The sequence below is a fragment of the Lysobacter claricitrinus genome (genome assembly GCF_045866565.1).
GTDB lineage: Bacteria > Pseudomonadota > Gammaproteobacteria > Xanthomonadales > Xanthomonadaceae > Cognatilysobacter > Cognatilysobacter claricitrinus.
In genome coordinates, this window is the sequence record NZ_BAAFZV010000002.1 from 1,026,907 (window position 1) to 1,040,086 (window position 13,180).

The window sequence follows — 13,180 nt, forward strand, 5'->3', positions numbered from 1 at the left end:
GAAGGCGTGCCGGATACGCGTCGGTCTGCCGCTTGCCGCGGCGTTCGGTGCCCACGCGCCCGGCAGCACGCCGTTAACTCCTGCGCAAAATCCGGTGGTCAGGCGGCGCGCGCAACCACCTTCTGCCTTGCGTCCCTCTCACCCTCGCCCGCGTCGGACGTGGTGTAGCCGGCGACCGTTTCCAGCAGCATTTGCGCCTGCTGTTCCAGGTTGCGTGCGGTCGCCGCCGCTTCCTCGACCAGCGCCGCGTTCTGCTGCGTGCCCTCGTCCATCGACGTCACCGCCTCGTTGACCTGGTGCAGGCCCTGGCGCTGCTCCACTGCGCCCGCTGCGATGTCCGCCATCAGGTCGCGCAACTGGCGGGCGCTGCGCGCGACGCCAGCGATTGACGACCCGACCGATTCCGCGACCGCGTGGCCGTCGTTCACCCGGTCCGCCGACTCCGCGATCAGCGCGCGCACTTCCTTCGCGGAAATCGCCGACCTCTGCGCAAGCGAGCGGACTTCCGATGCAACCACCGCGAAGCCGCGCCCCTGTTCGCCTGCACGCGCCGCTTCGACCGCCGCGTTGAGCGCGAGGATGTTGGTCTGGAATGCGATGCCGTCCATCACGCCGATGATCTCGCCGATCTTTCGCGACGACTCGTCGATTCTGCGCATGGTGTCGACGACGCGCTCCATGCCGGCTTCGCCGTCCTGCGCGGCGCGCGCGACGTCGCGCGCGAATGCATCGGCGTCGCGCGCGCGATCGGCGCTCTGCACCACGGCGCTCGACAGCTCTTCGGTCGACGCGGCGGTTTCCTCGAGCGACGCCGCCTGCTGCTCCGTGCGTCGCGACAGGTCGTCGTTGCCCGCGGTCATCTCGCGCGCCGATGCATGCACCGTGCGCGCGGCGTCGGTAACCCGGACGACCAACGTCTGCATCGCGTCGAGAATCGCGTTGATGCCGTTGCACAACTCGCCGACCGCACCATTCGCCGAACCGGTGTCGACACGGGCCGTCAACTGGCCGTTGCGCGCGGCCATGATCACGCCGCGCGCGCGCTGCACCGCGGCGTCCACCGCCGCCGCGTCGAGTACTTCGGCGGTGACGTCGCTGGCGAACTTCACCACCTTGATCGGCCGTCCTTCGGCGTCGAGGATCGGGTTGTAGCTCGCCTGGATCCACACCACGCGGCCGCCCTTCCCAATGCGCTCGAAGCGTCCCGCGCGGTACTCGCCGCTTCGCAGGCTGTGCCAGAAGTCTGCGTAGTCGCGACTGTCGCGCTCGGTCGGGGTCACAAACATGCGGTGGTGGCGGCCGACGATCTCATCGAGGTCGTAACCGAGGGTGGCAAGGAAATTTTCGTTCGCGTTGAGGACGCGGCCGTCGAGATCGAATTCGATCACCGCCTGCGCGCGCGAAATCGCCGCGACCTGTCCCGCCGATTCCGCGGCCCGCAGCATGCGCGCGGTGATGTCTGTGGCGAACTTCACGATGCGGCGCGGCGTTCCCTGCGCGTCCAGCACGGGGTTGTACGACGCTTCGATCCAGATCTCGCGGCCGTCCTTGCGCACGCGCTTGAACTGACCGGCCTTGAACTCACCGCGTCGGAGGTCGGCCCAGAAGGCCTCGTACTCCGCCGTATCGGCGGAGCCAGCGGGCATGAAACCGCGATGGTGGCGACCCTGGATCTCGTCGAGCCGATAACCGAGCGCGCCGAGGAAGTTCTCGTTCGCCGTGATCACCGTGCCGTCCAGCTCGAACTCGATGACGGCCTGCACGCGATGGATCGCCGCGAGCATCGCGGCCGCGTCGTCCACGCACGAATCAGCCGGTTGCCCCGCCCGGTTCTTCGACCTGAACCATTTCATGTCCACCACCGTCGCCGCTCGATCGCCCTTCCGCTGTGAACGGCAAATCACGTTTGGACTTGAAGCGACACTTGGTCGGGTAGATGAATGCCGCGGCGGCAGTCAGCGACCGACGCGCCGCTGCAGGTCCTCCGGGTAGCGCGCGCCATGCACTTCGATGTGCGACAACGCATCGGCGATCATTTCGATGTCCGACGCATCGAGACGAACATTGGATGCGCCGAGATTTTCGTCGAGGCGATGCAGCTTGGTCGTACCGGGAATCGGAACGATCCACGGCTTCTGCGCGAGCAGCCACGCGATCGCGATCTGCGCGCGCGTTGCACTCTTCTGCGCGGCGATTTCACCGAGTCGATCGACGAGCGCCTGGTTCGCCTGTCGCGCTTCCGCGGCGAAACGCGGCACGCGGTTGCGGAAGTCACCGCTGTCGAACGTCGTGGTCGCATCGATGGCGCCAGTGAGAAAGCCACGACCGAGCGGACTGAACGGCACGAAGCCGATGCCGAGCTCCTCCAGCACAGGCAGCACGCTCTGCTCCGGTTCGCGCCACCACAACGAGTATTCGCTCTGCACCGCGGCCACAGGCTGTACGGCGTGCGCGCGCCGGATCGTGTCGACACCGGCCTCCGATAACCCGAAGTGCCGCACCTTGCCTTCGGCGATGAGGTCGCGAACCGTGCCGGCGACGTCTTCGATCGGCACGTTCGGGTCCACGCGGTGCTGGTAGAACAGGTCGATGACATCGGTACGCAGGCGTTTCAACGATGCATCGGCCACCGCGCGGATGTTCTCGGGCCGGCTGTCGAGCTGCTCGCTCCTGTTGGTCGTGTCGAAACCGAACTTGGTGGCGATGACGACGCGACCGCGCACGGGCGCCAGCGCTTCGCCCACCAGCGCTTCATTGGTGAACGGGCCGTAGACCTCCGCGGTATCGAACAACGTGACGCCGCGATCGACCGCCGCGCGGATCAACCCGATCGCCGCCGACTTCTCTGTCGCAGGCCCATAGGCGTGGCTCAGGCCCATGCAACCCAAGCCGATTTCCGACACTTCCAGGCCGCCTTGGCCAAGCTTGCGAGTTTTCAACGTGACTGCCTGCATCGCGACACCACTCCATGCGATCGGGACATCGATCTTTGCGCCGAGATAGGTGCCGACAAAGTGATCGACCCGGCATGACCCTGCGCGTCGCATTCGTCGGTGGATGCACTGCGCTATCCCGACTGAGTGGATCCGCGACGTGTTGCCGATCCGCTCGACTGCCCTCAGGTTGCCGAGCTCGCGCGTACGTAAACGCCGGCAGCGTGTTCATGCAGTCGCGCAGTCGCGAGAAGTGGTGCCCGGAGTGGGACTCGAACCCACACGACATGGTCGGGGGATTTTAAGTCCCCTGCGTCTACCGGTTTCGCCATCCGGGCAGAGGCATAGCTTACGACCGCGGCACTCGCGTCGCCGGAAAAAAGAAAACCCCGCATCGCTGCGGGGTTTTCGATCTGGAGGCCGAGGTCGGAATTGAACCGGCGTACGCGGATTTGCAGTCCGCTGCATAACCACTCTGCCACCCGGCCGGGAGGCGTCAGGCGCACCGTGGAAGCGTGCTCCTGAAAAGACAAGACCCCGCGAGCGGGGTCTGGTCGGACGGTTCCGATGCATTGGCCCCGATGAAACTGGAGCGGGAAAAGGGACTCGAACCCTCGACCCCGACCTTGGCAAGGTCGTGCTCTACCAACTGAGCTATTCCCGCGGAACAGGCTGCGCATTTTACGGGTGCAGCCGCCGGTGTCAACACCCGAATTCACACATGAACGCGGTCAAGCTGCGCCGGTATGTGCATTCTTCATCATCACCGGCCACGCCGCACGCAGATACGCCCAGCCCGACCACAGCGTCAGGATCGCCGCCGCGGCGAGCAGCCATTCGCCGATCGAGAAGATCGGCAGGCCGAGGAATTTCGCCTGGTACAGCAGGCACTCGAGCGCCACCATCTGCACGATCGTCTTGATCTTGCCGATCGCCGCGACTTTGACCTTCTTGCGCTGGCCGAGCTCGGCCATCCATTCGCGCAATGCGGACACCGCGATCTCGCGACCGATGATCACCGCGGCCCACAGCGCCATCCATTTGGTGGGATGCACCTGCACGATCAGGAGAAGTGCGACCGCCACCATCAGCTTGTCCGCGACCGGGTCGAGGAACGCGCCGAATGCCGAATACTGGTTGTAGGCGCGCGCGATCCAGCCATCGAGCCAGTCGGTGATCGACGCGATCGCGAACACCGCCGCCGCGGCGAAGTTCGTCCACGGGTACGGCAGGTAGAAGACCACCACGAGCACCGGGATCAGCACGATCCGCAGCAGGGTGAGGATGGTCGGAACGGTAATGCGCATGCCCTACTCCGCGCCGTCCGACGGCGCCAACCCGTGGAGGGTGTCATAGATACGCTGAGCGAGGGCTTCATTCACACCCTCGACCCGCGCGATTTCCTCGACGCCCGCGGCCTTCAATCCGCCCAGACCGCCGAAATGCTTGAGAAGCGCGGCGCGGCGGCGCGGACCGATGCCCGGAATATCCTCCAGACGGCTGGTCGTGCGTGCCTTCTGCCGCTTGCCGCGATGGCCGGTGATGGCGAAACGGTGCGCTTCGTCACGTACCTGCTGGACAAGCTGCAACGCCGGTGACTGCGCGCCCGGATGAACGGCTCGGCCGTCCGGGAGCAACAGATCCTCGTCGCCGGGCCGGCGCTCCGGCCCTTTCGCGACGCCCACGATGCGCACGCCGGTGACGCCGAGTTCGTCGAGCACCGCCCTCGCCTGCGCCACCTGCCCCGCGCCGCCGTCGATCAACAGCACATCCGGCAGCACGGCCGCGGCGGCCTGCGCAGTGGTCTGGATGTCCATGTCGCGCGCTTCGACCGAACGCCGGAACCGACGATAGATCGCCTGGTGCATCGCGGCGTAGTCGTCGCCCGGCGTCACTCCAGTGATGTTGTAGCGCCGATACTGCGAACGAACGGCGCCCTCGGCATCGAACACGACGCACGACGCGACCGTGGCCTCGCCCATCGTGTGCGAGATGTCGAAGCATTCGATGCGGTTCGGCACGTCGTCCATGCCGACCAGGTCGCGCAGCGACTCGACGCGCGTACGCTGTGCAGCCGCGCTGGTCATTTCCGACGCAAGCGCCATCTGCGCGTTGCGACGCGCGATATCGAGGTAACCCGCGCGCTCGCCGCGAACGCTGCAGCGGATCTGCACCTTGCGATCGCCGGCCATCGACAGCGCCTGCTCGAGCAGTTCGCGGTCTGGAATGTCGCGATCGATCACGATCTCGCGCGGCGGCGTCTTGTCGATGTAGTGCTGCGATACGAACGCACCCAGCACTTCGTCGCACTGGTCGGTGCCGTTGGTTTTCGGAAAAAACGCGCGCGTTCCGAGGTTGCGGCCGTCGCGGAACGCCATCAGCACGACGCAGGCGTTCGCGCCCTGCATCGAGATGGCAAGCACGTCGAGATCGGCGGCACGGCCGTCGACATACTGGCGCGCCTGCAGCGTGCGGATCGACGACAACAGGTCACGCAGGCGCGCCGCTTCCTCGAAGTCGAGATTCGCGCTCGCCTGCTCCATGCCGCGCGTCAGCTCGTTGGTGAGCTCATCGCTACGGCCTTCGAGCATCATCGACGCGCGCCGCACGCTCTGCGCGTAGTCCTCGTTCGAAATGAGCTGCACGCACGGGGCGCTGCAGCGGCCGATCTGGAACTGCAGGCACGGCCGCGAACGGTTGCGGAACACCGTGTCTTCGCAGCTGCGCAGCTTGAACAGCTTGTGGATGAGGTTGAGCGTTTCGCGCACCGCACCCACGCTCGCGTACGGCCCGAAGTAACGGCCGTGCACGGCGCGCGGCCCGCGGTGCACCGCGATGCGCGGTGATGCGTCGCCGGTGAGCAACACGTACGGATAGCTCTTGTCGTCGCGCAGCAGCACGTTGTAGCGCGGCTTCAGCGACTTGATGAGCTCGTTTTCGAGGATCAGCGCCTCGGCCTCGGTGCGCGTGGCCGTGACTTCGATGCGGGCTATCTGCGACACCATCGACGCGATGCGCGGCGACTTCGGCGTGTTGTTGAAGTAGCTCGAGACGCGGTTCTTCAGCGCGCTCGCCTTGCCGACGTAGAGCACGGCGTCGTCCGCCGCGATCATCCGGTACACGCCGGGCGCGGTGCTCAGATGGCGGACGAAGTCCTTGGCGTCGAAGGCGGGTGCGGCCGGTTTCATCGTCCGGCGGGCTCCGCCCCGCGCGTGCGGCGTCGGGTCATGCGGGAAATCGGCATCAGCGCGAGATGGGGCCGATTATCCGGCACGCAATCGCAACAGGCGCGAACGCGCGTGCGGGCGCCGGGCTGTCGCATTCAGCCAGGGCGTGTCGCGAGATGCCGTTCCGCGCGCTCGAGGTCGTCGGGCGTGTCGACGCCGGGCGGGAACGGCTCCGGCGTCACCGCGACCGCGATGCGATGCCCGGCCTCCATGACGCGCAGCTGCTCGAGCGATTCGATCGCCTCCAGGCGACCCGGCGCCATTCCGGCGAACGTCTGCAGGAAACCCGCTCGATAAGCGTAGATGCCGATATGACGCAGCCACTGGCCGACCGCCGGGAGCGCATCGCGCGAGCGGGCGAATGCATCGCGCGGCCACGGGATCGGCGCGCGGCTGAAATACAGCGCGTGGCCGGTGGCGTCGGCGACCACCTTCACTGCGTTCGGATCGAGCAGCTGCTCGACATCGTCGATCACCGCCGCGAGCGTCGCCATCGGCGCGGCCGACGTTTCGAGCAGTCCGGCGACCGCGCGGATCCCCGCAACGGGCGCGAACGGCTCGTCGCCCTGCAGGTTCACGACGATCGTGTCGTCGCTCCAGCCGGCGATGCGAGCGCATTCGGCAAGGCGATCGGTGCCGGACGCATGATCGGCCGACGTCATGGCAACGGATACGCCGGTCGATGCAAGCGCCTGCGCGATGCGGTCGTCATCCGTCGCCACCCAGACGCCACGCGCGCCGGCTTCCAGCGCGCGACGTGCGACGTGTAGCACCAGCGGCTCGCCGCCGAGCAGGCGCAATGGTTTTCCCGGCAGTCGTGACGCGGCGTAGCGGGCGGGAATGGCGACGACGAAGTCGGTCATGCGGGGTTCCGGCGAAGGCGGTCGACGCGATCGAGAAAGGCGGTCCAGAACGCTTCCGGCAGCTCGGCGGCGATCGGCACGGCGTAGCTGTCCTCGGGCGCGAACGACGCGCATTTCACCGCATCCTTTTCGGTCATCAGCACGGGCAGCGGGCTGGTGAATGCAAGATCGGGGGCGCGATACGCGTGGTGGTCCGGGAACGCGTGGGGGACGACCGCGATGCCGCGGCCCTTGAGCATGTTGAAGAAGCGGGCCGGATCGCCGATGCCTGCAACCGCGTGCACCCGCTGGCCGGCGAACGTTGCCAGTGGGCGCGCGCGACGTGCATGCAGTGGCACCGCATCCTGCACCGCGAGGCGCATTGCCCATTCGCCGAAACCGGCGTCGACCTGCCCGGCGTCACCGAGATTGACGACGCGGAAGTCGCATCGCTGCGCACGTGCCGCAGGCTCGCGGAGCGGCCCGGCCGGCATCATCCGGCCATTGCCGTAGCGTCGCGATCCGTCGATCACTTCGATTTCGATGTCCCGTGCGAGGCGGTAGTGCTGCAGGCCGTCGTCGCAGACCACGATGTCGCAACCGGCTTCGGCCAGCGCCGCAGCGGCGCTCGCGCGATCACGATCGACACGCACCTTTGCGCCCGTGCGTCGTGCGATGAGCAGCGGTTCGTCACCTGCGACGTGCGCCGGCGTCGTGGTTTCGGCCCAGAGCGGCGCTGCTCCTTCGCGCCCGTAGCCACGTGTCGCCACGCCCGGCGTCCATCCTGCATCGCGCAGGCGTTCAACCAGTGCGACGGTCAACGGCGTCTTGCCGGTGCCGCCGGCAGTGATGTTGCCGACGACGACGACCGGCACGCCGGGGTGTCGCCATCGCAGCGTGCCGCGCGCGTACAACGACGCGCGCACGCGCGTCACGAGGGCATACAGCGGCTCGATGCAACGCGCAGCGATCGGAACGCGCGCCCCGCCGTACCAGTGACGCGGCGTCGAGGCCATCAGACGGCCTCGCGGAACTGCATCCGGTGCAGGTGCGCGTACAGCCCGCCGTGCGCAAGCAGTTCGGCATGCGTTCCGCGCTCGACGATTCGCCCCTGGTCGAGCACCAGCACCTGGTCGGCGTGTTCGATCGTGGACAGGCGATGCGCGATGACGAGCGTCGTGCGATCCGGCATCAGGCGTTCGAGCGCGTCCTGCACGAGGCGTTCGGATTCGGTGTCGAGCGCAGCGGTGGCCTCGTCGAGGATCAGGATCGGCGCGTCCTTGAGCATCGCGCGTGCGATCGCGAGGCGCTGGCGCTGGCCGCCGGAAAGCCGGCCGCCACGTACGCCGATCGCGGTGTCCGCGTTCTGCGGCATGCGGTCGATGAATTCCGCCGCGTTCGCGCCTTCGATGGCGGCGCGCAGTCGATCAGGCGTCGCCTCGCCAAGCTCGCCGTACGCGACATTCGCCGCGACCGAGCCGTCGAACAGCATCACCTGCTGGCCGACCAGCGCGATCTGCCGACGCAGGTCGGCGAGGCGATAGTCGCGGATCGGGCGACCATCGAGCAGTATTTCGCCGGCTTCGATGTCGTAGAAGCGCGGAATGAGCTTGATCAGCGTCGACTTGCCGCTACCGGAGCGGCCGACGATCGCGGTGACAGTGCCCGGCCGAGCGGTGAAGCTGATGTCCGATAGCGCGGGCGCGTCCTGCCCCGGGTAACGGGCGATGACATCGCGGAATTCGAGCTCGCCACGTGCGCGATCGATCGGAACGTCGCCCGTATCGATTTCGTCGGGCATGTCGAGCACGTCGAACAGGCGGTCGGCCGACGCGACGCCGCGCTGGAGCATGCCCTGCACATTGGTGAGCTGCTTGATCGCCGGAATGATCGCCATCATCGACATCATCAGCGCGACGAAGCCGCCGGCCGTGAGATGCCCGGCCGCGGCTTCATGACCGGCGAGGATCAGCAGCGCAGCCAGGCCGATCGCGCCCATCAACTGCACCATCGCCGACGAGATCGAGCGCGTGGATTCGACCTTCAACGACAGCTTCAGATAGCTGTCGGCCTGTGAGGCATAACGCGCGGTTTCGACGCCCTGCGCGCCATAAACCTTGACTTCCTGGTGGTTGCCCAGCGACTGGTCGGCGAGTTGCAGCAACTGCGCCCCGCTCTCCTGGATGCGATGGCCGATGCGTCGGTAGCGACGCCCGACCTTGTCCATCACCCAACCGAGCGGCGGCGCGAGCACGAGCACTGCCAGCGTCACCTTCCAGCTCGCCCACAGCATCACCGCGAGCATCGCGATGACCTGGAAGGACTGCTGCAGCATCACCTTCATGGCGTCGACGGCGGCCAGCGCGACCTGGTCGCTGTCGGACCCGAGGCGCGTGAGCATCGAAGGCACGGGTTCGCTGTCAAAGCGCAGGCCCGGTAGACGCAGGTACTTCGAGAGCACGCGAACGCGCAGGTCGCGCGCGATGCTGCGGCCTGCCCGCGCCATCGCCATGTCGGTGATGTAGCCGGCGACGCCGCGGCCGACGAACAGCGCCACGATGAGCAGCGGCAGCGTCCAGTCGAAGCGCGCGTCGGGCGAAACGAAGTTCTTGTCGATGATCGGCTGCATCAGCCGGGTGAACTGCCCGCCGGCCGCGGCTTCCAGCGCCATCGCGACGAAACCGACGATCATCAGGCTGCGATACGGACGCCCGAATTGCTGCAGGCGCTTGTAGGTCGGCCACGCCGACGTGTGCTCGCTCACTTCGACGCCGCCTTCTTCTCGGTCGGCGTGGCGACGGCGAGCAGGATGTGCCTGTAACCGAGCTGGCCCAGCGCTTCCTGTGCAGTGATCACCGCCTGGTACGGCGTGCGTGCGTCGGCACGCAGCATGACCGGGCGGTCGCGATCGCTGCCGCCGACTTCGGTGATCGTCGCCTTCAGCGACGCCGCGTCGTCGCGCAGCACTTCACGATCCGCCACGAAGTAACGGCCCTGCGCGTTGACCAGCACGACCAGCGGATCACGCGCCTGTGCGCTCTCGCCGCTGGCTTTCGGCAGCTCGAGCTTGAGCGCGGAACGGCCCTCGAACGTGGCGGTGACGACGAAGAAGATGACCAGCGTCAGGATGACGTCGATCAGCGGAATCAGGTTGATCTCCGGTTCGTCGACCGGACGATGCCCACCGATGCGCATGTCAGGCGACCTGCGGTGCCGGCTGGCCCGTGCGAGATTCGACCACGTCCATCAATGCGATCGCCTCGTGCTCCATGTCGATGATGTATTCGGCGATGCGGCCGCGGAACCACCGGTGTGCAATGAGCGCGGGAATCGCGACGATCATGCCGGTCGCGGTGCAGACCAGCGCCTTGCCGATACCGCCGGCGAGCTGGTTCACGTCACCGATGCCGTAGTCGAGGATGCCGAGGAACATCTGGATCATGCCGACCACGGTGCCGAACAGGCCCATCAGCGGGCCCGCGGCGGCGATGGTGCCGAGCGTGTTCAGGTAGCGCTCCATGCGGTGCACGAGGTGGCGACCGACGTCCTCGACGCGTTCGCGCATGACTTCGCGCGAGCGGTTGCGCATGTCCAGTACGGCCGCGAGCAGCGCGCCCAGCGGCGAGGTCTGCCGCAACGACTCGATGTGCGCCGGGTCGAGGTTGCCGCGCGCGGCCCAGACGCGGACCTCGTCGCCCAGCTTGGCGGGCATGACCCGGCTGCGACGGAGCGTCCAGCCACGTTCGACGATGAGCGCGAGCGCCAGTGCCGACAGCAGCAGCAGGGGGATCATCGGCCAGCCGCCGGACTTTACGAGTTCGAGCACGTCGCCTCCGCAGGGCGTTCAGTTGCGTCGATAGGATAGCCCAGCGTCCGTGGAACCCCGTCGCGCGGCGTCCCAGAGTCGCGAATGCCGGCTGCGCTGGCCGGACGCGTCGATTCCGCCGGCCTGCAGCCGGAACGTCACCGCGCCCTCGTCCGCCGTGTTCCAGGTGTGCGCACCGGCTGCGCGCCAGCGGTCGACCACCTCGTCTGCCGGGTGGTGGAAGCGGTTGGCGTGGCCGGTGGAGAACACCGCCTCGCGGGCGCCGGTCGCGCGAACGAAGGCGTCGTCCGAGGAATGCCGGCTGCCGTGGTGGGCGACGAACACGACGTCGGCGCGCACCGCTGCGGGATCCGCCGCGACCAGGCGCGTCTCGACCAGGCTGCTGATGTCACCCGTGAGCAGCACGACACCGTGCCGGCTCTCGATGCGCAGCACGCAGCTGGAGTCGTTCGCGAGATACGGAAATTGCGGCGGCGGATGCAGAAGCACGAAACGCACGCCGTCCCACGTCCACTCCTGGCCGGCGATGCACGGGCGCGAACCGTCGACGCCCGAGCCGTCCGGCGCCTGCAGATCGGTCGCCGGCATCTCACGTCGCACTGCCACCAGGCCGCCGACGTGGTCCATGTCCGCATGGCTCACCAGCATCCGGTCCAGCCGCGACACGCCCCGCGCGCGCAGCACCGGGATCACCGCGCGTTCGCCGGCGTCGAAACCGTCGGGAACCGCAGGCCCCATGTCGTACAGCAGCGCATGCGATCGCGTGCGCACCAGAACCGAAAGCCCCTGCCCCACGTCGATCGCCGTCGCTTCGACATCGCCATCGGCCGGCGCGTGGCGGCCTGGCCACAGCAGTGGCAGCCACAGCACGAACGCGAGCGCCTTGCCCGGCGTGCCGCGCGGCATCAGCCACCAAGCCGCCGCCATCAGCGCAGGGATGATCGCCAGCGGCGACGGCTCGGGCACGTACCACAGCGACAGCGGTGTATGAGCGAGTCGATCGAACAGTGGCCACGCGAGATCGAACGCCCATGCGGCGAGCCGCCACACCAACGCCCCGAGCGCGGGATGTATCGCCTCAAGCGCAACGCCGGCGACGGACAACGGTGCGACGACGAGGCTCCACAACGGCACGGCAAGCAGGTTGGCGACGGGGCCCGCCAGCGACGCCTGCCCGAACAGCACGACGGTCAGCGGAAGCAGGCCGACGGTCGCGACGGCCTGCGCCTTGGCGAGCTCGCGCACCGCCGATGTCCCACTGCGCGGCATGCACCACAGCAACCACGCGACGCCGGCGAAACTCAGCCAGAACCCGGCGGATAGCACGGACAGCGGATCGACCACCAGCATCGCGATCGCGGCGACCGCCAGCACCTGCGCCATGCCGATCGCGCGGCGTGACAGCTGCGCTGCGGCGACGACCGCGATCATCAGTAGCGTGCGCACGGTCGGCAGCGAAAAGCCCGACGCCGCCGCGTAGGCGATGGCACCGGCGAGCCCGGCGATCGCGGTGGCATGTCGCGCGGGCATGCGCCGTCCGAATCCGGGCACGAGCCACCACACCAGCCGCATCAACAGCGCGCAGACACTGCCGACCATGCCGACGTGGAAGCCGCTGATGGCGACGAGGTGGGTCAGGCCATCCGCGCGCAGCGTCGTCCAGTCCGTGTCGGTAAGGCCGCGCGTGTCGCCGAGCGCGAGGGCGCGGACGAAGCGCGACGAAGGATTCGCGACCGCCGAGCCGATGCGCGTCGAAACGGCATCGCGCCAGCCCTGCAGGCCCGACGCGGTGTCGAGGCGCGCGCCGGCCCGGACGTAGCCGGTCGCGGCTAAGCGATCCGCGAATGCGTGCATCTCGCCGTCGGCGCCGCCGGGATTGCGCAAGCCGCGGGGCGCGCGAAGTCGTACGGTCAGGCGCCAGCGCTCTCCCGCCCGCAGTGCCGGCGCGTCGCCGCCGCGGCCGTCGTACCACGACAGGCGCAACGCGCGGTCCGTGACCGCGGGCAGCGTCGACCCGTCGACATCGAACACGAAGGCGACGCGGCGAGGTTCGCGGCGCGGAAGATCGACGATGCGACCGGTGATGGTCGCCTCCTGCTGCGCGGGCTCCGGCGGCAGCTGCAACGACAGCGAATAGACCGCGTGCAGCCCCGCGAGCCCGAAGCCGACGACGAACGCGCCTACCCAGCGGCGACACGTCCAACGCATCGTCAACGTGACGCCAGTGAGCACTGCGACGATGCACATCGCCACGTGCGGCGCGCGCGGCAACGACAGGCACGCGCACACGCCCGCGAGCAGCGCGACCGCGATGGTCGGAGTGAGGAGCGGCGTCCTTGCCGCGTTCATGCC

The 13,180-nt window shown here is 68.0% G+C and carries 10 protein-coding genes and 3 tRNA genes; all 13 read right to left on the reverse strand.

The features are described from left to right. Positions 1–98: 98 nt before the first annotated feature. On the reverse strand, positions 99–1,802 hold the full coding sequence (locus tag ACKTTN_RS09610; RefSeq protein ID WP_407909625.1) for a methyl-accepting chemotaxis protein: 1,704 nt from the start codon (positions 1,800–1,802) through the stop codon (positions 99–101). Between the two features lie 153 nt (positions 1,803–1,955). Then, complete coding sequence (locus tag ACKTTN_RS09615) at positions 1,956–2,939, reverse strand: aldo/keto reductase (protein WP_407910058.1); 984 nt, start codon at positions 2,937–2,939, stop codon at positions 1,956–1,958. Between the two features lie 248 nt (positions 2,940–3,187). Continuing rightward, positions 3,188–3,271: transfer RNA gene (locus ACKTTN_RS09620), tRNA-Leu, on the reverse strand. Between the two features lie 76 nt (positions 3,272–3,347). Further along, positions 3,348–3,421: transfer RNA gene (locus ACKTTN_RS09625), tRNA-Cys, on the reverse strand. A gap of 100 nt (positions 3,422–3,521) precedes the next feature. Then, positions 3,522–3,597 (reverse strand) — tRNA-Gly (locus ACKTTN_RS09630). Positions 3,598–3,664: 67 nt separating this feature from the next. Further along, the gene (gene pgsA, locus ACKTTN_RS09635) at positions 3,665–4,240 is read right to left on the reverse strand and encodes a CDP-diacylglycerol--glycerol-3-phosphate 3-phosphatidyltransferase (RefSeq protein ID WP_407909626.1); all 576 of its coding nucleotides are present in this window, start codon (positions 4,238–4,240) and stop codon (positions 3,665–3,667) included. A 3-nt stretch (positions 4,241–4,243) separates the two neighbouring features. Beyond that, entirely contained in the window at positions 4,244–6,121 is a 1,878-nt protein-coding gene (gene uvrC / locus ACKTTN_RS09640; RefSeq protein ID WP_407909627.1) for an excinuclease ABC subunit UvrC, read from the reverse strand. A gap of 134 nt (positions 6,122–6,255) precedes the next feature. Then, entirely contained in the window at positions 6,256–7,023 is a 768-nt protein-coding gene (kdsB, locus tag ACKTTN_RS09645) for a 3-deoxy-manno-octulosonate cytidylyltransferase (protein WP_407909628.1), read from the reverse strand. Next, the gene (lpxK, locus tag ACKTTN_RS09650) at positions 7,020–8,018 is read right to left on the reverse strand and encodes a tetraacyldisaccharide 4'-kinase (RefSeq protein ID WP_407909629.1); all 999 of its coding nucleotides are present in this window, start codon (positions 8,016–8,018) and stop codon (positions 7,020–7,022) included. The genes kdsB and lpxK overlap by 4 nt, the downstream gene beginning before the upstream one ends. Then, positions 8,018–9,694 carry a lipid A export permease/ATP-binding protein MsbA gene (gene msbA / locus ACKTTN_RS09655; RefSeq protein WP_407910059.1) on the reverse strand — a complete coding sequence of 559 codons (1,677 nt, stop codon included), beginning with the start codon at positions 9,692–9,694 and terminating at the stop codon, positions 8,018–8,020. The genes lpxK and msbA overlap by 1 nt, the downstream gene beginning before the upstream one ends. A 68-nt stretch (positions 9,695–9,762) precedes the next feature. Next, positions 9,763–10,197 (reverse strand): ExbD/TolR family protein, encoded by a 435-nt coding sequence (locus ACKTTN_RS09660; protein WP_407909630.1) that lies wholly within the window; start codon positions 10,195–10,197, stop codon positions 9,763–9,765. Between the two features lies 1 nt (position 10,198). Then, the gene (locus tag ACKTTN_RS09665; protein ID WP_407909631.1) at positions 10,199–10,828 is read right to left on the reverse strand and encodes a MotA/TolQ/ExbB proton channel family protein; all 630 of its coding nucleotides are present in this window, start codon (positions 10,826–10,828) and stop codon (positions 10,199–10,201) included. Positions 10,829–10,846: 18 nt separating this feature from the next. Further along, the gene (locus ACKTTN_RS09670; RefSeq protein ID WP_407909632.1) at positions 10,847–13,177 is read right to left on the reverse strand and encodes a DNA internalization-related competence protein ComEC/Rec2; all 2,331 of its coding nucleotides are present in this window, start codon (positions 13,175–13,177) and stop codon (positions 10,847–10,849) included. Between the last annotated feature and the right edge of the window lie 3 nt (positions 13,178–13,180).